Annotated in this window: 23 protein-coding genes, 5 pseudogenes and 1 other annotated feature; of the genes and pseudogenes, 22 read left to right on the top strand and 6 right to left on the bottom strand. The window is 46.2% G+C overall.

Annotation, left to right across the window (positions count from 1 at the left end; translation table 11 throughout):
- The first annotated feature begins 4 nt into the window (after nt 1-4).
- The 11 genes and pseudogenes from nspC to JCM10519_RS15890 all read left to right on the top strand — a co-directional run bounded on the left by nspC (nt 5) and on the right by JCM10519_RS15890 (nt 7,757).
- A pseudogene (nspC, locus tag JCM10519_RS15925) lies at nt 5-1,126 on the top strand (carboxynorspermidine decarboxylase).
- 27 nt (nt 1,127-1,153) lie between these two features.
- Nucleotides 1,154-1,363: pseudogene (locus JCM10519_RS30745) on the top strand (agmatine deiminase family protein); the annotation flags it as partial.
- Between the two features lie 86 nt (nt 1,364-1,449).
- Nucleotides 1,450-2,247, top strand: coding sequence for an agmatine deiminase family protein (locus tag JCM10519_RS15920; protein WP_347844431.1), 798 nt, complete (start codon nt 1,450-1,452; stop codon nt 2,245-2,247).
- Nucleotides 2,248-2,341: 94 nt separating this feature from the next.
- Nucleotides 2,342-3,222: pseudogene (gene aguB / locus JCM10519_RS15915) on the top strand (N-carbamoylputrescine amidase).
- An 86-nt stretch (nt 3,223-3,308) separates the two neighbouring features.
- Nucleotides 3,309-3,833: a helix-turn-helix domain-containing protein gene (locus JCM10519_RS30740; RefSeq protein WP_347844430.1), complete on the top strand. Its 525-nt coding sequence runs from the start codon at nt 3,309-3,311 to the stop codon at nt 3,831-3,833.
- Nucleotides 3,830-4,168: a GyrI-like domain-containing protein gene (locus tag JCM10519_RS30735; protein WP_347844429.1), complete on the top strand. Its 339-nt coding sequence runs from the start codon at nt 3,830-3,832 to the stop codon at nt 4,166-4,168. Before JCM10519_RS30740 ends, JCM10519_RS30735 begins: the two co-directional genes overlap by 4 nt.
- 93 nt (nt 4,169-4,261) lie before the next feature.
- The gene (locus JCM10519_RS15905) at nt 4,262-4,666 is read left to right on the top strand and encodes a protease complex subunit PrcB family protein (RefSeq protein WP_054740356.1); all 405 of its coding nucleotides are present in this window, start codon (nt 4,262-4,264) and stop codon (nt 4,664-4,666) included.
- 152 nt (nt 4,667-4,818) lie between these two features.
- Nucleotides 4,819-5,512, top strand: a pseudogene (cysE, locus tag JCM10519_RS15900) (serine O-acetyltransferase).
- 129 nt (nt 5,513-5,641) lie between these two features.
- On the top strand, nt 5,642-6,004 hold the full coding sequence (locus JCM10519_RS30730; RefSeq protein WP_347844428.1) for a DUF3794 domain-containing protein: 363 nt from the start codon (nt 5,642-5,644) through the stop codon (nt 6,002-6,004).
- 32 nt (nt 6,005-6,036) lie between these two features.
- The gene (locus tag JCM10519_RS15895; RefSeq protein WP_347844427.1) at nt 6,037-7,188 is read left to right on the top strand and encodes an SPOCS domain-containing protein; all 1,152 of its coding nucleotides are present in this window, start codon (nt 6,037-6,039) and stop codon (nt 7,186-7,188) included.
- Between the two features lie 323 nt (nt 7,189-7,511).
- Nucleotides 7,512-7,757, top strand: a complete 246-nt coding sequence (locus tag JCM10519_RS15890) for a GIY-YIG nuclease family protein (protein ID WP_054740354.1) — start codon at nt 7,512-7,514, stop codon at nt 7,755-7,757.
- Nucleotides 7,758-7,806: 49 nt separating this feature from the next.
- Here the strand turns inward: JCM10519_RS15890 and JCM10519_RS15885 are convergent, their stop codons facing one another.
- Nucleotides 7,807-8,454: a hemolysin III family protein gene (locus JCM10519_RS15885; RefSeq protein ID WP_054740351.1), complete on the bottom strand. Its 648-nt coding sequence runs from the start codon at nt 8,452-8,454 to the stop codon at nt 7,807-7,809.
- 203 nt (nt 8,455-8,657) lie between these two features.
- Between JCM10519_RS15885 and JCM10519_RS15880 the strand changes: the two genes are divergently transcribed.
- From JCM10519_RS15880 to JCM10519_RS15850, 11 genes are all read left to right on the top strand, one after another.
- Nucleotides 8,658-9,395, top strand: a complete 738-nt coding sequence (locus JCM10519_RS15880; RefSeq protein WP_054740349.1) for a nitroreductase family protein — start codon at nt 8,658-8,660, stop codon at nt 9,393-9,395.
- On the top strand, nt 9,377-9,757 hold the full coding sequence (locus JCM10519_RS30725) for a pseudouridine synthase (protein ID WP_347844426.1): 381 nt from the start codon (nt 9,377-9,379) through the stop codon (nt 9,755-9,757). The genes JCM10519_RS15880 and JCM10519_RS30725 overlap by 19 nt, the downstream gene beginning before the upstream one ends.
- Nucleotides 9,666-10,106 (top strand): pseudouridine synthase, encoded by a 441-nt coding sequence (locus JCM10519_RS30720; RefSeq protein WP_347844425.1) that lies wholly within the window; start codon nt 9,666-9,668, stop codon nt 10,104-10,106. Before JCM10519_RS30725 ends, JCM10519_RS30720 begins: the two co-directional genes overlap by 92 nt.
- A gap of 101 nt (nt 10,107-10,207) precedes the next feature.
- Nucleotides 10,208-11,038 carry an AI-2E family transporter gene (locus JCM10519_RS15870; protein WP_347844424.1) on the top strand — a complete coding sequence of 277 codons (831 nt, stop codon included), beginning with the start codon at nt 10,208-10,210 and terminating at the stop codon, nt 11,036-11,038.
- Nucleotides 11,035-11,310, top strand: a complete 276-nt coding sequence (locus tag JCM10519_RS30715; protein ID WP_347844423.1) for an AI-2E family transporter — start codon at nt 11,035-11,037, stop codon at nt 11,308-11,310. The genes JCM10519_RS15870 and JCM10519_RS30715 overlap by 4 nt, the downstream gene beginning before the upstream one ends.
- A gap of 73 nt (nt 11,311-11,383) precedes the next feature.
- Nucleotides 11,384-11,590: a binding site (T-box leader), on the top strand.
- 151 nt (nt 11,591-11,741) lie between these two features.
- Nucleotides 11,742-13,175 carry a proline--tRNA ligase gene (gene proS / locus JCM10519_RS15865; protein ID WP_054740390.1) on the top strand — a complete coding sequence of 478 codons (1,434 nt, stop codon included), beginning with the start codon at nt 11,742-11,744 and terminating at the stop codon, nt 13,173-13,175.
- A 35-nt stretch (nt 13,176-13,210) separates the two neighbouring features.
- Nucleotides 13,211-13,936, top strand: coding sequence for a CCA tRNA nucleotidyltransferase (locus JCM10519_RS30710; RefSeq protein WP_347844422.1), 726 nt, complete (start codon nt 13,211-13,213; stop codon nt 13,934-13,936).
- Between the two features lie 48 nt (nt 13,937-13,984).
- Nucleotides 13,985-14,431 carry a hypothetical protein gene (locus tag JCM10519_RS30705; RefSeq protein WP_347844439.1) on the top strand — a complete coding sequence of 149 codons (447 nt, stop codon included), beginning with the start codon at nt 13,985-13,987 and terminating at the stop codon, nt 14,429-14,431.
- Nucleotides 14,432-14,525: 94 nt separating this feature from the next.
- The gene (locus JCM10519_RS30700) at nt 14,526-15,017 is read left to right on the top strand and encodes a hypothetical protein (RefSeq protein ID WP_347844421.1); all 492 of its coding nucleotides are present in this window, start codon (nt 14,526-14,528) and stop codon (nt 15,015-15,017) included.
- 16 nt (nt 15,018-15,033) lie between these two features.
- Nucleotides 15,034-15,507, top strand: a complete 474-nt coding sequence (locus JCM10519_RS30695; protein ID WP_347844420.1) for a hypothetical protein — start codon at nt 15,034-15,036, stop codon at nt 15,505-15,507.
- A 129-nt stretch (nt 15,508-15,636) separates the two neighbouring features.
- Complete coding sequence (locus JCM10519_RS15850) at nt 15,637-17,373, top strand: phosphoglucomutase (protein ID WP_054740347.1); 1,737 nt, start codon at nt 15,637-15,639, stop codon at nt 17,371-17,373.
- A 62-nt stretch (nt 17,374-17,435) separates the two neighbouring features.
- On the opposite strand, the gene JCM10519_RS30690 is transcribed toward JCM10519_RS15850, so the two are convergent.
- The 5 genes and pseudogenes from JCM10519_RS30690 to JCM10519_RS15835 form a co-directional block, all read right to left on the bottom strand.
- Nucleotides 17,436-17,600 carry a hypothetical protein gene (locus JCM10519_RS30690; RefSeq protein ID WP_347844419.1) on the bottom strand — a complete coding sequence of 55 codons (165 nt, stop codon included), beginning with the start codon at nt 17,598-17,600 and terminating at the stop codon, nt 17,436-17,438.
- 14 nt (nt 17,601-17,614) lie between these two features.
- Nucleotides 17,615-18,322 carry a putative ABC transporter permease gene (locus JCM10519_RS15845; protein WP_347844418.1) on the bottom strand — a complete coding sequence of 236 codons (708 nt, stop codon included), beginning with the start codon at nt 18,320-18,322 and terminating at the stop codon, nt 17,615-17,617.
- A gap of 288 nt (nt 18,323-18,610) precedes the next feature.
- Nucleotides 18,611-18,805 carry a linear amide C-N hydrolase gene (locus JCM10519_RS30685; RefSeq protein WP_347844417.1) on the bottom strand — a complete coding sequence of 65 codons (195 nt, stop codon included), beginning with the start codon at nt 18,803-18,805 and terminating at the stop codon, nt 18,611-18,613.
- A 26-nt stretch (nt 18,806-18,831) separates the two neighbouring features.
- Nucleotides 18,832-19,572, bottom strand: coding sequence for a linear amide C-N hydrolase (locus JCM10519_RS15840; protein WP_347844416.1), 741 nt, complete (start codon nt 19,570-19,572; stop codon nt 18,832-18,834).
- A gap of 47 nt (nt 19,573-19,619) precedes the next feature.
- Nucleotides 19,620-19,796, bottom strand: a pseudogene (locus tag JCM10519_RS15835) (transposase); the annotation flags it as partial.
- Nucleotides 19,797-19,919: the final 123 nt, after the last annotated feature.

The following is a 19,919-nucleotide window of genomic DNA, read 5'->3' as shown; positions in this document are numbered from 1 at the left end:
AAGAATGAGGATTGAAGAGCTTAAGACCCCATGTTATGTGATCGATGAGGCCAGACTGGAGAAGAACTTAAAAATCTTAAAGCAGGTAAAGGAAAATACCGGGTGCAGGATCCTGCTGGCCCAGAAGGCCTTTTCCTGCTTTACAGAGTACCCTCTTATAGGCAGGTATCTGGACGGAACTACGGCCAGCGGGCTTTATGAAGCCAGGCTGGGGAGGGAGGAGATGGGGCTTGAAAACCACGTCTTTGCCCCTGCCTATAAGGAAGAGGACTTTAAAGAACTGGTAGAGATCTGTGATCACATTGTATTTAATTCTTTTTCACAGCTTGAGAAGTATAAGGATGGGTTAAATAGGGTAAGTGCCGGTATCAGGATCAATCCTCAGTGCTCCACCCAGGAGGGCCATGAAATCTATGACCCCTGCGCTCCCGGCTCCAGACTTGGCATTTCCATTGATAATTTTAAGGAGGAGTGGCTGCCCTGGATATCAGGCTCCATTTCCACACCTTGTGTGAGCAGAATTCCGATGATTTAAAAAAAGACCCTGGATGCGGTGGAGGAAAAATTCGGGAAGTATTTATCCGGACTGTCCTGGCTGAACATGGGCGGAGGACATCATATCACCAGGGAAGATTACGACATCGGGCTGCTGGAAGCCTGCATTAAGAGAATGCAGGAGAAATATGGCCTTCAGGTTTATCTGGAACCTGGGGAGGCGGTGGCACTAAATGCAGGGTACCTGGTGACAGAGGTTATGGATGTGGTGGAAAACGGGATAAAGACTTTGATCCTTGATGCATCTGCAGCCTGCCATATGCCTGATGTGCTGGAAATGCCCTACCGTCCGCCCTTAAAGGACAGCGGGAACCTAGGAGAAAAGGCTTTTACCTACCGGCTGTCTTCCTGTACCTGTCTGGCAGGGGATGTGATCGGAGATTATTCCTTTGACAGGGAAATAAAGCCCGGGGATAAATTGTATTTTATGGATATGGCCATTTATTCCATGGTGAAGAACAATACCTTTAACGGAATGCCCCTTCCTGCCATTGCCATCATGGATAAAGGGGGAGACTGCCGTGTCATAAAAAGGTTCGGCTATGAGGACTTTAAGAACAGGCTGGCCTAGGACACTTGATTCATTAGGAGACAAACTATGGAAAAATTAAAAAGCCTTCCGGCGGCAGACGGATTTTACATGCCGGGAGAATTTGAGCCTCATTGGGGCTGTATTATGATCTGGCCCAAACGGCCCGGCTCCTGGCCCTTTGGGGCAGGAAAGGCCAGGGAGGCTTTTGCCAGGATCGCGGAGGCCATTGCGGACAGCGAGCAGGTGATCATGCTGGCAGAGGCGGATGTGAAGGAAAACGCCAGAGAAATGCTTTCGGACCGGATCCAGGTGGTTGTCATGGAATCTGACGATGCTGGGCAAGAGATGTGGGGCCAACCTTTGTGGTCAATAAGGAACGGAAAGTCAGGGGGATCGACTGGCGGTTCAATGCCTGGGGAGGAACCTTTGACGGGCTGTATCCTGAGTGGCAAAAGGATGACCTTCTTGCCAGGCGTTTCTGTGAGCGGTTCGGCTATCCAGTTTATGATGCCGGGCATTTTGTCCTAGAGGGAGGTTCCATTCATTCCGATGGGGAAGGCACGATATTAGTGACGGAAGCCTGCCTTTTAAGTCCCGGGCGGAATCCGTCTCTTTCTAAAATCCAGATTGAAGAACAGCTGAAAGACTATCTGGGAGCTGTTAAGGTCATTTGGTTGAAAGCAGGCATCTATCAGGACGAGACCAATGAGCACGTGGATAATGTCTGTGCATTTGTCCAGCCGGGGGAAGTTGTGTTAGCCTGGACAGATGATATGGAGGATCCCCAGTATGAAATGTCCCTGGCTGATTTACGGATACTGGAACAGGAGACGGATGCAGCGGGAAGGCATTTTAAGATTCACAAGCTTCCCATACCCAAAGAACCGGTCTGCATTACAAAAGAGGAGCTTTCAGGCTTTTCCTTTGAGCCGGGAGAGGATGAAAGGGAGGCAGGAGAGCGCCTGGCTGCCAGCTATGTGAATTTTTACATATCCAATGAAGGGGTGATTGTTCCCCAGTTTGGAGATGTTCATGATCAAGAGGCAGTACGGATATTAGGGAAGTGCTTTCCTGAGAGAAGAATCTATCCGGTGTATGCCAGGGATATTATTGTGGGAGGCGGAAATATTCACTGCATCACACAACAAATTCCGTTGTAGTTAAGCCATCCATTCCTATATCGGCGGAAGAACACCGCCGGATTATTCATGCCGGGCGTCTGCTCTATAGAAACCATACCGGAAGGAGAATTTCATGAGAGAGGTAACAGTGGCAGCAGTTCAGATGAGGTGCTGCGATGATGTTCAAAAGAATATTGCAAATGCGGAAAGACTGGTAAGACAGGCAGCAGGGAGGGGGCAAAGGTCATTCTCCTTCCGGAGCTGTTTGAACGGCAATACTTCTGTCAGGAGAGGCAGTATGATTTCTATGAATACGCAGAACCGGCAGAAGAAAACCAGGCTGTAAAGCATTTTGCCGGGATTGCAGCCGAACTTCAGGTAGTTCTTCCTGTCAGCTTTTATGAGAGATCAGGAAATACCATGTTTAACTCGGTAGCAGTCCTTGACGGAGATGGAACAAATCTTGGGATATACCGGAAGACCCATATCCCTGATGACCATTATTATCAGGAAAAATTTTATTTCACTCCCGGGGATACCGGTTTTCGGGTATTTGATACCATGTACGGGAAAATAGGTGTAGGAATCTGCTGGGACCAGTGGTTTCCTGAGACAGCAAGGTGTCTGGCTTTACAGGGGGCGGAGCTGATCTTATACCCCACTGCCATTGGAAGCGAGCCGATTCTGGACTGTGACAGCATGGAGCACTGGAGACGCTGCATGCAGGGGCATGCTGCTTCCAATATCATTCCGGTCGTTGCGGCAAACCGGATTGGAGTGGAATCTGTTATTCCCTGCATATCAAACGGGAATCAAAGCTCTTCCCTTAAATTTTATGGCTCCTCCTTTATTACGGACAATACCGGGGCTGTCACAGCTTCTATGGGCAGAGAGGAAGAAGGCGTGATATGCGCCTCCTTTGACCTTGACCGGATGATGGCTGACAGGAGAAACTGGGGGCTTTTCCGTGACCGCAGGCCGGAGATGTACGGAAAGATCACCGGAAAGTCTTAACCCCACTTTTTTGTGCAGGGAAAGTTGCGATAATATACGGAAGCTATATTATACTGAGGCTATCAAAGAGAGCGGGAGGTAAGAGCGTGGATTGGCTGGATAAAATGAACGGGGCACTGGATTACATTGAGAACAATTTAAGCGGAGAGATCCATCTGGAGGAAGTGGCCAGACGGGCATGCTGTTCCAGTTTTAATTTCCAGCGGATGTTTTCTTTTATGGCAGATGTGTCTCTTGCAGACTATATCAGAAGAAGGCGGCTTTCCATGGCAGCAATGGAGCTTCTGACCACAGGGGAGAAGATCATTGACGTTGCTTTAAAGTATGGATATGAGTCTCCGGTTTCTTTTGCCAGGGCATTTTATGCCGTCCACGGTATGAATCCCAGCCAGGTGAGAAAGTCTGGAAGGAAGATCAAAGCTTATCCCCGCATTTCTTTTGAAATAACCATAAAAGGAGTGGAGGCTATGAATTATTGCGTAAAAGAGTTGGGAGAATTCCGGCTGGTAGGTTTTAAGGAAAGAATGTCCGTGGATAATGGAGAGAATTTAAAAAGGATTCCAAAGTTCTGGAATGAGTTCTGCAGCCAGGCAGGTGCGAAGAAACATTGAAGTTTAATGACAATAAGGATCTGTTTCTCATGGGAGTGTGCGCCAATTCGGATGATAAGGGATTCGATTATTACATTGCGACCGGATCAAATCAGGAGATACCGGAGGATATGTCTGAACTGGTGGTACCGGCAGGCCAATACGTGATCTTTGAATGCATAGGCAGGCTGCCGGAGGGACAGCAGAATATATGGAAACGGATCTTTACAGAGTGGTTTCCATCCTCCGGCTATGAGATGACGGACGGACCACAGCTGGAATGGTATCCTGAGGGAGATATCACTTCTGAGGAATATAGGAGCGAAATTTGGATCCCGGTCCGTAAAAAGGTGTAAATCCCTTCATAAAATCCGTTAGTTCCCCATATATATAGTAATAATAAATAAGTTGGGGAGTGTGCTATGAAGAGACTGTTTAGCAGAAAATGGATGATTTTTTTCGGCCTGGCCATGTGGGTACTGGTTGTACGTACCTTAAGCGGGTGTAACTTAAACAAGGATAATGGTGATAAAGTGCGGGATCTGGAATTTACCGTGGTAGCTGACGCGGATATTCCGCAGGAACTTAAACAGATCATTGCTGAGAAGCAGCAGTCGCCCTTTAAGCTGACCTACAGCGATGATAAGAACCTTTACATAGTGGTGGGTCACGGAAAGCAGGCAAGCGGGGGATATAGCATCGCAGTAAATGATCTTTATCTGACAGATAATTCCATTGTCCTGAACACGGAACTGATCGGACCGGAAAAGGGAGAGGTCACAGGGACGGAAGCCTCTTATCCCTTCATCGTTATCAGAACGGAGATGTCGGAGCTTCCGGTGGTGTTTCAGTAGGAGAGAGAAATGAAACAGCCGTTTCGCAGACAGTAAAAGCGGGACGGCTGTTTTTGTGGCGATAAAACATAAAATTCCCCTTTTTTCTTAGGCTGTCATATGATATACTACTTCAAATAGGAGTAGGCTGTAAGGAGAAGAGGAAGGGTAATATGATATTAAAGGATATATGGCTTGATGTTACGGCAGTAAAAGAGCGGGATCCGGCGGCCAGAAGCAAGCTTGAAGTGCTTTTGCTCTATCAGGGAGTTCACGCACTGATCTGGCATCGTTTTGCCCACTGGTTTTACCAGCACAGGATGTTTTTTATTGCCAGGCTTATTTCCCAGCTGGCAAGATTTTTTTACACTGATCGAGATTCATCCCGGCGCACAGCTGGGCCATGGGATTTTAATTGACCATGGCTGCGGAGTGGTGATCGGAGAAACCACGGTGGTGGGAGATAATTGTACTATTTACCAGGGAGTGACTTTAGGCGGCGTGGGACTTAATAAGGGAAAGCGCCATCCAACTCTTGGAAATAATGTGACCGTGGGATCAGGGGCTAAGATTCTGGGGTCCTTTGAGGTAGGGGATAATTGTACCATAGCGGCAAATGCCGTACTTTTAAAGCCTTTGGAGAGCAATGTGACAGCGGTGGGAATTCCTGCCCGCCCGGTTAAAATAGATGGCGTGCCCCTTCCAAAGAGGGAAAGCAATCTGGTGACCATGGATCACTACTGCAAGATGGAGGAGCGGGTCAGGGAGCTGGAAGAAATGCTGTCTAAGCTGCAGACAGAGCTGTCTTCCTTCCGGGAAAAGGAAGATTCCCGTCAGGCGGAGGCTTCTTTGGAGGAAAAAAACTGAGGAATAGAAGGCTGAAAGCCTTTTATATTTCGGGAAGTCCGGGAATGATAACAAAAAAAAGTATAATGAAACATGCACCTGCATAAACTTTCTTAAAGGAATAAAGAAGGTAAGGCAGGTGCTTTTTTTATGTTGGAGCTGGTGAAGAAAAACATACATATGAATCGTTGGAAAGGATATGCCGCATCTCAGATAACTCTTGACGATGACTTCATCGTCCCGGACAGCATGGATGATGTGGATCAGATTATTTTAAGTTCCGGCGACATTACCATTGATTCTGTAAAGGTTCAGACAGAACGAGTCGTAGTCCGGGGCAAGCTGGATTTCATGATTCTCTACCGGGGAGCGGAAGGAGGGATTCAGACCCTTTCAGGAAGCATTAACTTTGAGGAGCCCATCAATGTGCCCGGACTGGAGGAAAAGGATTTTGTCCAGCTGGGATGGGAACTTGAGGATTTAAACGCTGGAATCATTAATTCCAGGAACTGAGCGTTAAGGCAATCGTATCGCTTAAGGTAAAGGTGGAAACTGCCTGCGATATAAACGCTGCCGTGGAAGTGGACACGGGAGGCCCTGCAACAGATGTACCCATGGTGGAAACTCTCCGCCGCAATCTGGATGTGGCATCCATTGCCCTCCGCCACAAGGATACATTCCGGATCAAGGATACCATTACCCTGTCGGGAAACAAGCCAAACATTGATCATATCTTATGGACCGAAATGAAGTTAAGAGGCGTTACCATCAGGCCCATGGATGGAAAGATGTCCCTTGACGGGGAACTTATGGTCTTTGTTATTTACCAGGGAGAAGGGGAAGGCGCGCCCATCCAGTGGGTGGAGGAAAGCATTCCGTTCTCAGGAGAATTGGATGTTCCGGATATGACTGAGGATATGGTTCCTTTGATTACGGTCCACATAATACATAAGGATATAGAGGCAAAACCGGATTCTGACGGCGAGATGCGGGAAATGGATGTGGATTCGGTTCTTGAACTGGATATGAAGCTTTACAGGGAAGAGAATATGGAACTGCTCAGCGACTTATATTCCACCAATCGGGAACTGACGCTGCAGACAGAGGAAGTCTATTTTGATAAGATCCTGACAAAGAATATGAGCAGGTGTAAGATTGTAGAAAAGGTCAGCCTGGATCAGGCGGACCGGATCCTTCAGATATGCCACAGTGAAGGGACCGTTAAAATCGATGATACGGAAATCAAGGAGGATGGACTTCATGTGGAGGGCGTTTTAGAGGTACAGATCCTTTATATGACCTCTGACGATGCTCAGCCTATCCAGTCTGCTGTGGAGGATATCCCCTTTCATTTCCTGATTGAGGCTCCAGGGATCAATGAGCAGACGGTTTGCCAGCTGAATTCGGGCCTGGAGCAGCTTAGCGCTGTTATGATGGGCGGAGGAACCATTGAAGTAAAGTCAACCATTTCCCTTGACTTACTGGCCTTGCAGCCGGTCCGTGAGCAGATCATCACAAACGCTTCGGAAGCGCCCATGGATTTAAACAACTTACAGAAGCTTCCCGGAATCGTGGGATATATCGTGCAGCCTGGGGATTCCCTCTGGAATATTGCCAAAAAGTTCCATACGACTATTGATACCATCATAGCGACCAATGGATTGACGGACAAATCAGTAAGACCGGGCGACCGCTGATTCTTGTAAAGGAATTGGCATAAACGAAAATTTCCCTCATTGAAGTGCCAGGCAGAAGGTATCACTTTTGCCTGGCATAATTGGTTATGCTTTGAATGATTTTTAAAAAAAAGGGTATGATAAAGATTGCTATTCACATATCAGCTTGCCCTGTTATATAATATACTATAGCTAAGCTATAGCTTCAACCATCGATGGCGCCAAAACGCATCCAGCTGGTGCTTTAGATAGATGACAGGTTACCCTGGACGGTAGTGACGTGATTGCAAGGCGTTATTACCGTTTACATACCCTGAATTTCCTTATACCGGAGAATAAAGAACATGAACTATACCTATATTTTAAGATGTGCAGATGATACCCTGTACTGCGGCTGGACAAACCATTTAGAGAAACGTTTAATAGCCCACAACCAGGGAAAGGGGGCCAAATACACAAAAGCCCGCAGACCTGTGGTTCTGGCCTACTGGGAGGAGTTTTCCACAAAGGAAGAAGCCATGCGCAGAGAAGCTGCCATTAAAAAGCTTTCCAGGAAGGACAAGTTAAAACTGATGGGAGAGTTTGTATGAGAAAAACCGTCAATGCCGCGAGTATGCGGGACTGACGGTTTTTCCGGCGTTATGCAACAAAATGATACATCAAAATATAATGGCATAAGCTTCCGCCCATGACGAAAAGGTGAAAGATCTCATGGGAACCGAAGTTTTTATGCCTGGCATTGAAAAGAGGAAGTTTCAGGGCATAGATGATGCCGCCTATGGTGTAGATGATGCCTCCGGCAAGCAGCCAGAGAAATCCGGCAGATGAAAGGGTTTCCGTAATCTTTGAGAATGCCAGAACGCAGACCCAGCCCATGGCAATGTAGAGGCTTGATGAAAACCATTTGGGGCACATGATAAAGCAGGCTTTTATAACAATTCCTGAAATAGCGATGCCCCAAACCAGAGCCAATAGGCTCCAGCCGGTCTTATCTCCCAGAACGATCAGGCAGATTGGCGTGTACGTTCCTGCAATCAGGATGAAAATCATCATATGATCTATTTTTTTCAGCAGACGGTTGATTTTCGGTGAGATATCAAGAGTATGGTAGATGGTGCTGGCTGCGTAAAGAAAGACCATGCTGATGATAAAGACCGTTAAGGCGGCCAGATGGAGCCTTCCGTCGGATGATGCCTTAATAAGCAGTGGTGTTGCGGCAATAAGCGCCAGTATCATGGCGATAAAATGAGTGATGGCGCTGACCGGATCTTTAATTTTAATTTTCATGGGGACCCTCCTTATAGAAAATAAAAGCTCATGATGTAGTATTTAATACTATGTATTGTATTTTTATATACTATACACCCTGAACGAAAAAAATGCAACTGATTTTTTTAAATATAATACAAAAGGGGTTTGCCATAATTTGAACTATAAAATATAATGAATAGATAAATTGAAATTTATAAAAAGGAAGGTATAACCGCCCCATGAATCAGACAATAAAAGAGCTTATGGAACGAAAATCTGTCCGGGTATATGAGGACCGTGCCATTGAACCGGAGAAAAAGGCGGCTATTATAGAAGCGGCCCTTCAGGCGCCTACGGCTGGAAACATGACCCTGTATTCCATCATTGATGTGACGGACCAGAAGCGGAAGGAAACTTTGTCAGTGACCTGCGACAACCAGCCATTTATTGCAAAAGCACCGTTAGTTCTGGTTTTTGTGGCAGATTATGAGAAATGGTATGAGCTGTTCTGCCATTATGAAGAAGAGGTCCGTCATCCCGGAATGGGAGATCTTTTGCTGGCCTGCGATGATGCCCTTATAGCCGCCCAGAATGCGGTTGTGGCGGCTGAATCCCTGGGCATTGGTTCCTGCTACATTGGGGATATTATGGAGCAGTATGAAGCCCACAGGGACTTGTTTGGCCTCCCAAAGTATGCGGTCCCGGCGGCAATGGTGGTCTTTGGATATCCCACCAGACAGCAGCAGGAGAGGAAAAAGCCGGAACGGCTCAGACCTGAGGCCGTGGTGTCCACGAATTCTTACCGCCGTTTAAGCCCTGAAGAATTTTCCGCTGAGCTTAAAAAGACCCAGGGCAGGGAAGAGGATTTTGAGCGCTGGGTAAAGGCATTTTGCAAACGCAAATGGAATTCTGATTTCAGCACCGAGATGAGCCGGTCCGTGGAAGCTATGATGGCTGCATGGAAGAAAGAGGAGTAAAAGGAGATATGGATCTTAATATATTATACGAAGATGAAGAGATACTAGTGGCGGAAAAGCCGGTTGGAATAGAATCCCAATCTGCAAGATCCTTTGAACCGGATATGGTCAGTGAAGTGAAGAAACATATCAACACTTTATCCCCAAAGCAGGGAGAGCCTTATGTGGGAGTTATCCACAGGCTGGATAAGCCGGTTGGAGGTGTCATGGTGTATGCAAAGACCAAAAAAAGCCGCAGAGTCTTTAAGCAGGCAGGTATCCCAGCATCAAATGGAGAAAATCTATTATGCAGTGGTTTGTGGAAAACCTGTGGAAAACTTTGGCGCCTACGTGGATTATTTGTTGAAAGATGGAAAAAATAATTGTTCTAAAATTGTGGATAAGGGGATAAAAGGTGCAAAACTCGCAGAGCTCCATTATCAGGTTGTGGAAAACAGAAACATAGAAAATGAGGAATGCAGCCTGGCTAAGATCACGTTAAAAACCGGCCGCCACCATCAGATCCGGGTGCAGATGGCGGGCCACGGCACTCCCCTGTGGGGAGACCGGAAATATAATCCCGGTGTTCAAAGAGGGGCTGCCGGCGGAAATGTAGCATTGTTTGCTTACAGCTTATCTTTTTCCCATCCTGTCACAAAGAAATGGATGACTTTTTCGGTGAAACCAAAAGGAGAAATCTTTGAGAAGTTTTCATTGCCTGAAATGGCATAAAGAAGGAATTTTTTTACTAATCAGATTTCGAATATTTTCTTCCTATACGGCTCATAATAGTGATTGTACAAAAGAAGTACAAATCAGAAACAGGTGAGTCCATGGTGAAACCGAGCAGGAAACTGAAGAAAACATTATTAATATTGGGAGTTACAGGGGCAGTGTATTTATGTTTTCGCTATCTGCTGCCCCTTGTGATTCCCTTTTTGATTGCATATGTATTTGCCCTTTCCCTTCGGCCTTCGGCTGTTTGGATTGAAAAAAAGACCCGTTTTATTGTAAAGGGAAAGGTGATATCCATCCCCCTGGCTGTTATCGGCGGAGTCGAGGTCATACTTTTTATGATAGTTTTTGGAATCCTTCTTTATGTGGGGGGAAGAAAGCTGTTTTTGGAAGCCAGGCTTTTACTTCAAAATCTTCCAGTTATTCTGGAAGGCGTGGATCGCTGGCTTATGGATAACTGTTCCTTTGCGGAGCGGTTTTTAAAGCTGCCTGACGGATATGCGGTAGAAGTAGTAAGGGATATTATTGCGGGAGGACAGACTGCAATAAAAAGCAGGATCATGCCCTTTCTTATGGTGAATTCCATGACTGTTATGAAATGGATCGTCCAGGCAACAGTAATCATCATCATATTGCTTATTGCCACGGTCCTGTCCCTTCAGGAAATGGATGACATCCGGGAAAGGCGGGACAATTCCATGTTCTGCTTTGAATATGCCATGCTTGGAAGGCGGCTTACGACAGTGGGAAGTGCCTGGTTAAAGACCCAGGGGGCTATCATGATGTTTACCATGGTGGTTTGTTCGGCAGGGCTGTTTTTCCTTGGAAACCCCTATTTTATTTTATTCGGAATCGGAATCGGGCTTTTGGATGCGCTTCCGATTTTCGGTACCGGAACGGTGTTCATTCCCTGGGCCCTTTTTCCATGATCAATAAAAACTGGAAATATGGAATCGGGCTGCTCATCATTTACGTGATCTGTTATTTTTTAAGAGAGATTTTAGAAGCCAAGATCATGGGAGGAAAGGTTGGCCTAACGCCTTTGGAAACCCTTGCTTCCATGTACGTTGGACTACAGCTCTTTGGGCTTTTGGGATTTATTCTTGGTCCTATCGGCTTACTTATTGTGGAAGATATTGTAGAGGTGTATGAATTTTTGTGCTATCATGATGGAAAGGAAACGGCAGAGCCGGAGGAATGAGCCAGCCGGACCCTCTTGACAAACTTTTGCAAATAACGTAAAATCAACCATACAATCTTTTATATAATGAAGTAATATGACGTTGAAGAGGACCAGTAGGTGATGACGTATCCCAGAGAGAAGGCCGTTTGCTGGAAGGCCTTTATACCTCTCATGACCCAACCTACCTCGGAGTCCCGCAGTAAACTGCGGCGCAGTTCCTGCGTTAACGGATAAAAAGTGAGTCATGGAATTTCCATGGCTAAATTGGGTGGCACCGCCGAGCTGTTCGGTCCCTTTTAAGGGAACGAATGGCTCTTTTTGATTTTATGAAAACACCCGTTCTTTAAGTATCCCCATTACCCATAAACATGGAAGGGGAAGAAGACACACCCTACGGGTATCCCTTGATGTCCAAAGAGCGTGGACAGGGAGATGAAAGGAGATTTGTTATGGCAAAGGACAAGAAATTAGTAGAAGCGATCACATCCATGGAGGTGGATTTCGCCCAGTGGTACACAGACGTTGTAAAGAAGGCGGAGTTAATTGATTATTCCAGCGTAAAGGGCTGCATGGCAATTAAGCCGGCTGGGTATGCCATCTGGGAAAATATTCAGAGCGAGCTTGACAGACGGTTTAAAGAAGTAGGGGTTGAAAATGTCTATATGCCTATGTTTATTCCGGAGAGCCTTCTTCAAAAGGAAAAGGACCATGTAGAGGGATTTGCCCCTGAGGTCGCCTGGGTAACCCACGGAGGCCTGGAGCCGCTGCAGGAAAGGCTTTGCGTCAGACCTACCTCTGAAACCCTGTTCTGTGATTTTTATTCCAGGGATATTCAGTCCTACAGGGACTTACCGAAGCTTTATAACCAGTGGTGCTCCGTGGTACGCTGGGAAAAGACCACCAGGCCATTTTTACGTTCCAGGGAGTTTTTATGGCAGGAAGGCCACACTGCTCATGCAACGGCCCAAGAGGCGGAAGAGAGAACAGAGCAGATGCTTCATTTATATGCGGATTTCTGTGAGGAAGTCCTTGCAATGCCTGTGATCCGGGGCCAGAAGACCGATAAGGAAAAATTTGCGGGAGCAGAGGCAACCTATACCATTGAGGCTTTGATGCATGACGGTAAGGCACTTCAGTCAGGAACCAGCCATAACTTTGGAAGCGGATTTGCACAGGCCTTTGAGATCCAGTATTCTGATAAGGAAAATAAGCTTCAGTATGTACATCAGACCTCATGGGGCATGACTACCAGGCTCATAGGCGCCATCATCATGGTTCATGGTGACGACAACGGTCTTGTACTGCCTCCAAGAATCGCTCCGACCCAGGTGATCATCGTTCCGGTCCAGCAGCAGAAGGAAGGGGTTCTTGATAAGGCCTATGAGTTAAAAGAGATTCTTTCTAATTATAAAGTAAAGGTTGATGATTCCGATAAGAGCCCGGGCTGGAAGTTCAGCGAATCAGAGATGCGGGGCATTCCGGTTCGTGTGGAAATCGGTCCGAGAGATATTTCAGAAAACCAGGCTGTTTTGGTGCGCCGTGATACCCATGAGAAGATCACCGTATCCTTAGATGAATTAAATGCAACGATAGGCGGGCTTCTGGAAACCATTCAAAAGGATATGCTGGAACGGGCCAAAGCGCATCGGGACAGCCATACCTACGAGGCAACGGATATGGATACCTTTGTAAAGACTGTGGAGGAAAAGCCGGGCTTTGTAAAGGCCATGTGGTGCGGCTCCCAGGAATGCGAGGATAAGATCAAGGAGCTTACAGGAGCAACATCCCGCTGTATGCCCTTTAAGCAGGAAACTCTTGCCCATACCTGCGTATGCTGCGGAAAGCCTGCTGTAAAAATGGTTTACTGGGGCAGAGCGTATTAAAAACGGCGGGATAAGAAAACCAGGAGGTAAAAGAAGTGATAAAGATTCAGGTTCCGGAGGCGGCAAGGAGGATCATCGAACAACTGAATACCAGCGGCTTTGAAGCTTATGTGGTGGGAGGCTGCGTGAGAGACAGCCTGTTAGGCCGGCAGCCGGAAGACTGGGATATCACGACCTCAGCAAAGCCGGAACAGGTAAAGGAAATTTTTAATAAAACGGTTGATACAGGAATCCAGCACGGCACGGTTACGGTGCTTATTGATCATGAGGGATATGAAGTGACCACATACCGCATAGACGGAGAGTATGAAGATGGACGCCATCCGAAATCCGTAGAATTTACGGGAAGCCTGCTGGAGGATTTGAAACGCCGGGATTTTACCATAAATGCCATGGCATACAGCGACCGGGAGGGGTTAGTGGATGCATTTGACGGGGTCAGGGATTTGGAGGGCCGGGTCATCCGCTGTGTGGGAAACGCTTTGGACCGGTTTACAGAGGATGCTTTAAGGATCCTCAGGGCCATCCGTTTTTCCGCCCAGCTGGGCTTTGACATAGAAGAGGACACAAGGGCTGCAATTTCAGTCATAGCCCCCAACATGGCTAAGGTCAGTAAGGAACGGATCCAGGTGGAGCTTACAAAGCTCCTCCTTTCCGATCATCCGGGAAGGCTTAAGGAGGTATATGAAAATGGGATCGGTCCTATATTTCAGAGCATTTTGAGGCTGCCGGCAAGCGGCTTTTTGAAGCGGAGAGAATAGCCGGGCTGCCTATTAAAAAGCACATGCGCTGGTCCGGTTTTTTTAAGGCTGGAGGAACCTGAGGATGCGGTAAAAATCCTTAGGGATTTAAAGCTGGATAATGAGACAATCCACCAGACAAAGACCCTGGTCAGCCTGTGGAAAACAGAAATCCCAGTTCATAAGCCGGCCATCAGAGAAGTCATGAGCGGACTTTCCCCGGAGCTGTTTGAGGACCTGTTGTGCTTCCAGAAGGTATTTTGCCAATCATCCTATAAGACCCGGTTAAAAATGGTGGAGCAGTATTCGGAGGAAATCTTAAGGGATGGGGATTGTATCCGCTTAAAGGACATGGCTGTTACCGGCAGGGAATTGATCGGTGCAGGCATGAAGCCGGGGCCTGAAATGGGGGCAATTCTAAACAGTCTCTTCCAATTGGTTCTGAAACAGCCGGAATGCAATAACAGGGAATATTTGATGAGATCAGCCCAACTTTTTTTTAAGGAACAAGGCTAAGGCACGTATAACTTTCTGCCGTATTTTGCATATTTTTTTTCCACCTCTTCATACCCTAGAAGTAGCTGATTAGCTAAGAGTTGGAGGGGTGGTTGTGAACGAGAAATACACAGAGGTGCTTTCGCAGTATGAGCTTGAAATTCTTGATGTGAAACGCGGCCGGGGCGCCTGGCTGTGTGAGACAAATCAGGGGCTTAAACTGCTTCGGGAATATAAAGGAACCTTAAAGCGCCTGGAATTTGAAGATCAGGTATTTTCACAGATGAAAGAATCCTGCCGCTTAAAAGTGGATCGTTACGTCAGGAATAAAGATGGTGAGCTCCTCTCCAGTGCCGAGGATGGAACCCGGTGGATCGTTAAAGACTGGTATGCGGATCGGGAATGTAATTTGAAGGATAGCAAAGAGGTATTATGTGCCATCGAACAAATTGCTTCTTTACATAAAGTGCTGCGGCGGATCGATTTTAAAGAGGAATGGAATCTGGGATCCATTTTGGTACAGCAGCCGGCTGAGGAAATGGAACGCCACAACAGGGAGCTGGTGCGTGCCCGCACGTTTATCCGGAATAAAAGAAAAAAAGTCTGAGTTTGAGCTATGTGTCATGGGGAATTATGATATATTTTTCGAACAGGCCATGGAAGCCTGTAAAGGGATGGCAGGCTTTTATGAAAACCGGGAGAACGAAGAGGAGTATTTGTGTCATGGTGACTTGAATCAGCACCACGTTCTGATGTGTTTTCATGATGTGGCTATCGTGGAATTCAACCGTATGCACTTGGGACTGCAGATGGAGGACCTGTATCATTTCATGCGCAAGGCCATGGAAAAGCATGACTGGAATTTAAAGCTTGGTATGGCCATGCTGGAAACCTATACAAAGGTTCTCCCTCTTTCGGATGCAGACAGGATATGCCTTTACTATTTGTTTTTATATCCTGAAAAGTACTGGAAGCAGATCAACTTTTATTATAATGCCAATAAGGCCTGGATTCCCGCACGGAATATTGAAAAGCTAAAGGATTTAGAGATTCAGCAGCCCATGCGGAATCTTTTCCTGTCACGGATTCAAAATTGAAAGGACTGGATATGCAGGCATATCCGCTTGATTCAATTAGGATACAAAATAATGGAAATACACTTTTCTTTTGCCATGTTATGATTTATAATAACCATAACATAAAAGGAGGGAAGGAGTATTTTGCTTATGAAAGATTACAGGAGTATTTATGAGGAATGGCTTTTAAATCCATATTTTGATGAGGCGACAAAGGAAGAACTCCGGAGGATCGCTGATGATGAGAATGAGATTAAGGAGCGTTTCTATCAGGATCTGGAATTTGGCACCGCTGGCTTAAGAGGCATCATCGGCGCTGGAATAAACCGGATGAATATCTATGTAGTAAGAAAAGCGACCCAGGGGCTTGCCAATTATATCATAAGCCAGGGCGGTGCCGACAAGGGCGTGGCCATTGCCTATGACTCCAGGCATATGTCTCCGGAATTTGCCGAGGAAGCGGCGCTTACTTTAGCTGCCAATGGGATAAAAGCATATAAATTTGAATCTTTGCGTCCGACACCGGAGCTTTCTTTTGCCGTAAGGGAATTAGGCTGTATTGCCGGCATCAACATTACGGCCAGCCATAACCCTCCGGAATATAACGGATACAAGGTGTACTGGGAGGATGGTGCCCAGTTTACTCCTCCTCATGACAAAGGGGTGACCGCAGAGGTTTTAAATATTACGGATATTTCAACGGTTAAGACGATTACTGTGGAAGCCGCAAAGGAATCAGGCAAATATGAAATTATCGGAGCTGCGCTGGATGATAAATATATAACTCACGTAAAGGCCCAGGTAGTAAACCAGGATGCCATTGACCAGATGCAGGATGATATTAAAATTGTCTATTCCCCTCTCCATGGTACAGGCAATCTTCCTGCAAGAAGAGCATTAAAGGAAATCGGATTTACCCATGTGTACGTGGTTCCTGAACAGGAGCTGCCGGATGGGGAATTCCCCACGGTCAGCTATCCCAATCCAGAAGCCGAGGAAGCCTTTGAACTGGGCCTTGCCCTTGCAAAGGAAAAGGATGCGGATCTGGTTCTGGCAACAGACCCGGATGCTGACCGTCTTGGGGTGTATGTAAAGGATGAGAAATCCGGCGGATACATCCCCCTGACAGGCAATATGTCAGGTTCCCTTCTGTGCGAATATGTATTGAGCCAGAAGAAGGAAAGAGGGGAGATTCCCGCAGATGGACAGGTAGTCAAATCCATAGTTACCACCAATCTGGTGGATGCGGTGGCCAAGGCTTACGGCTGTGAGCTTATTGAGGTTTTGACCGGTTTTAAATATATCGGCCAGCAGATTTTAAAGGAAGAGGCCACCGGATACGGAACCTATATGTTTGGCCTGGAAGAAAGCTATGGCTGTCTGATCGGAACCTATGCCCGTGATAAGGATGCCATTTCCGCAACGGTCGCTTTGTGTGAGGCCGCAGCCTATTATAAGACAAAGGGCATGACCTTGTGGGATGCCATGATTGCCATGTATGAGAAATACGGCTATTATAAAGATGCAGTAAAGGCCATCGGCTTAAAGGGCATTGAGGGCCAGGAAAAGATCCGGGCCATTATGGAGACCATGCGAAAGGAAACTCCAGCGGCAGTTGGCGGGTATAAGGTCCTTTCTGCAAGGGATTATAAGCTTGACACCGTGAAGGATATGAGCACCGGAGAAACCAGACCTACCGGGCTTCCCCAGTCTGATGTGCTTTATTATGACTTAACTGAGGACGCATGGCTGTGTGTAAGGCCTTCCGGAACGGAACCGAAAATTAAATTTTATTATGGCATTAAGGGCGATTCCATGGCTGATGCGGATGAGCGGTCTGCAAGGCTGGGAGAGGCTGTTATGGCTATGGTAGATAAGATGATGTAGGGATTTTAGATAGAATAAAGACGGGGCTTGGTTTTTACCAGGCTCCGTCTTTGTCTTTGGTGCTATGATTTTTTGTATTTTTTGGAATATTCCTTTAATTCCCTTAAGGCTTCGCCGAACAGCCGGGATGAAGCGGTAGGGTTCCGGCGGAGGATACCCTTTCGGTAAGAGGTCAAACGCCCGGTCATCTTCTCTTTGGTTTCCGTCAGAGACTGAAGACGTTCCACTAAAGCAGATTCTTTTAAGGCACTGGCAGTTTCGGCTTCAGAGAAGAGATCTTTACCATGGTTCCGTCTTTTAAGCTGGCAGCCTTCTGAATGGTCTCGGTTCTTATGTCGGACACCTTTTGGGCGGTTTCGGCCTTTAACAGGGCCATCTGCACCTGAACCTCCTCCAGCTCTGACTTTAGTTTTGTCATGGATTCCAGGATTCGGCCAAGGTCTAAGGCTTCCTTGGTGGAGTGTATGGCATCGGTGACAAAAAGAATTCCGATCACAGTCACAAGGAGAATGCATACCGTTCCGTTTAAGCGAAGGACCAGCCATTCTAAGGGGAGGTGAATAACTTCTGTCAGCAGCAGGGTAAGAAATCCCCAGGCGATGGAGTTGGGAAGACAGACATATCCGTTTAAATTAAAAGGATTGTTGCTGTAATCCCAGTATTTCATCTTAAACAGACGTTCCATAAAATAACCGGTGGCGTATTCCAAAGCGGAAGCGCCTGCCATACCAAAGAGAAACACCAGGAATAAGTTGCCCTGGACAGGCAGGGACAGCCACAGCATAATAATGGCCCCGCTTCCATAGAGAGGAAGAAGGGGAAGTCTGAGAAAACCGCGGTTCACAAAATGAAGGCTTCTTACGGAAACATAGGTGGATTCGATGATCCAGCCGATAAAGCAATATATAAAGAAAAACAGCAGCCATTGATACCATGTATACAAGTACATAAACATAATCCTTCCCTGGAAATTTCTTGTTGGATTTATCATAAACGTTTTTGTCGCTTTTTGCAACCATTGCTTGTCTTAATTGCATCTGCATCTAGAATTATGATGTTTCGTATTTGGACACCTGTACGCATTAATAAAGGAGTTTTTATCATGGGTTACCATTTACTGGAATACAGTATTTACTTGGCCTCTTCTTTCTCTGTTATATCTTTTTTTTGATCTGTATCCTTTGGCAGCAGGGGCTTTATTTGTTTTATTTTATTTCCTGGAAGACAACAGGCCGTTTTAATTCCCCGATACAATGAGGCTGTTTGAGCAACCGGTCATTATCCTTAGGGTTGCCGTTCCAATCTGGGGATTGTCATATGTTTTGAAGAAATATTGGCAGGTATTCGTGTTGACAAAGGCTGTATATTTTGTATAATCGCTAGTATTGCGGTCGGTTATGATTACTCCCTTGGGAACAGAGACACCTTCCATAATATGAAAACAGGCATTGACTCCTTCTATTTGGTTTTTTTGGCGGTTGAATATGGGTTTTTTTGATAAGCCGTTTTCACAAAACGTTCCGGGGAGGTATAGCCGCCAGGCAGCGGCAAAGTTCCCCCTGCCTGACCGAAAGGTTTTAATTTGACATTTCCCCAGGATGTTTCTTTTGTTTGTACAGGGGATGCATTCATATAGTTCCTTAAATTGGTCATATGCCACTGAAAATCAGGGCTGTTCGCCAGAACGCTACAGGGTTTTTTAAATAGCCGAAGCCCGTCTTCTGTTTGTTCTATAACGACGCTTTCTCCCGTTCGGTCCGTGGCAATCCAATGGAGGGGTGCAACGGTTTGGGTCACAGGGTCGGGAACGCCGATGATGGATACATTGTCCAATGCTCGTTTCAGATCCTTTAACGAGCCGCATTTGCCTAAGATATAATGAAGAAAATCCAAAGAAGAAACAGCATCCCGTTTTAAATCTGCTTGTTCACTGTATTTGGCAAAGCCGGCAAAGTACAATGCGGCGGCGGCAAATCCCTGTTCGTTGACGCCGTCAAAAAAAGCAAGCATATCCTCCTTTTCCTGTCCAATGCCGATAAAACTGTAGGTGTTATGGAATTTACACCCGGTCAAGGCATTCTGCCAAGCATAATTTTTCGGTACCACATATAGTTTCGGCTCAATGTCGTAAGAGAAGTCCATTGTTCTGCCAAAAAAATTTTCCGTCTCGCCGAATTGTAATGTAATCGCTGTACACATCTTGTTTTACGCCTCCTTGCATAAAATCCGATTCAGTCTCTGGTCCGCTATAAAGCGGCACTATTAGAAGCTTCTTTTCTTGATTCTTCTGCTTGCTCTTTTATATATTTTTGAACGGTTTCATCTGTGATATTACCAATTGTCTCAACATAGTATCCCCGTGCCCAAAATACTTTATCCCATTTACTTTGTAATTCCGGAAGTTTATCATAAGCGATCAATGTACTTTTCCCTTTTCAATATGGCGATGAATTTAACTACTCATGCTATAGAAGTTACGAAGATAGAAAAAATGAAAAACCAGAAAAACAGGCATAATGAAAAGGCCCATAAATAATGTGATTTTT

This window comes from Clostridium sp. NkU-1, from assembly GCA_001312405.1.
Note: the sequence above shows the minus strand (reverse complement) of the source record. Positions and strands in the feature narration are given on the sequence as shown.

Excerpts from the sequence above, each read along its gene's own strand:
- JCM10519_RS15905 (WP_054740356.1), top strand. The coding sequence starts at position 4,262 with ATGATTTTTTTCGGCCTGGCCATGTGGGTACTGGTTGTACGTACCTTA.
- JCM10519_RS30730 (WP_347844428.1), top strand. The coding sequence starts at position 5,642 with ATGTTGGAGCTGGTGAAGAAAAACATACATATGAATCGTTGGAAAGGA.
- JCM10519_RS15890 (WP_054740354.1), top strand. The coding sequence starts at position 7,512 with ATGAACTATACCTATATTTTAAGATGTGCAGATGATACCCTGTACTGC.
- JCM10519_RS15885 (WP_054740351.1), bottom strand. The coding sequence starts at position 8,454 with ATGAAAATTAAAATTAAAGATCCGGTCAGCGCCATCACTCATTTTATC.
- JCM10519_RS15880 (WP_054740349.1), top strand. The coding sequence starts at position 8,658 with ATGAATCAGACAATAAAAGAGCTTATGGAACGAAAATCTGTCCGGGTA.
- JCM10519_RS30725 (WP_347844426.1), top strand. The coding sequence starts at position 9,377 with ATGGAAGAAAGAGGAGTAAAAGGAGATATGGATCTTAATATATTATAC.
- JCM10519_RS30720 (WP_347844425.1), top strand. The coding sequence starts at position 9,666 with ATGGAGAAAATCTATTATGCAGTGGTTTGTGGAAAACCTGTGGAAAAC.
- JCM10519_RS15870 (WP_347844424.1), top strand. The coding sequence starts at position 10,208 with ATGGTGAAACCGAGCAGGAAACTGAAGAAAACATTATTAATATTGGGA.
- JCM10519_RS30715 (WP_347844423.1), top strand. The coding sequence starts at position 11,035 with ATGATCAATAAAAACTGGAAATATGGAATCGGGCTGCTCATCATTTAC.
- proS (WP_054740390.1), top strand. The coding sequence starts at position 11,742 with ATGGCAAAGGACAAGAAATTAGTAGAAGCGATCACATCCATGGAGGTG.
- JCM10519_RS30695 (WP_347844420.1), top strand. The coding sequence starts at position 15,034 with ATGGGGAATTATGATATATTTTTCGAACAGGCCATGGAAGCCTGTAAA.
- JCM10519_RS15850 (WP_054740347.1), top strand. The coding sequence starts at position 15,637 with ATGAAAGATTACAGGAGTATTTATGAGGAATGGCTTTTAAATCCATAT.
- JCM10519_RS15845 (WP_347844418.1), bottom strand. The coding sequence starts at position 18,322 with ATGTACTTGTATACATGGTATCAATGGCTGCTGTTTTTCTTTATATAT.
- JCM10519_RS30685 (WP_347844417.1), bottom strand. The coding sequence starts at position 18,805 with ATGGAAGGTGTCTCTGTTCCCAAGGGAGTAATCATAACCGACCGCAAT.
- JCM10519_RS15840 (WP_347844416.1), bottom strand. The coding sequence starts at position 19,572 with ATGTGTACAGCGATTACATTACAATTCGGCGAGACGGAAAATTTTTTT.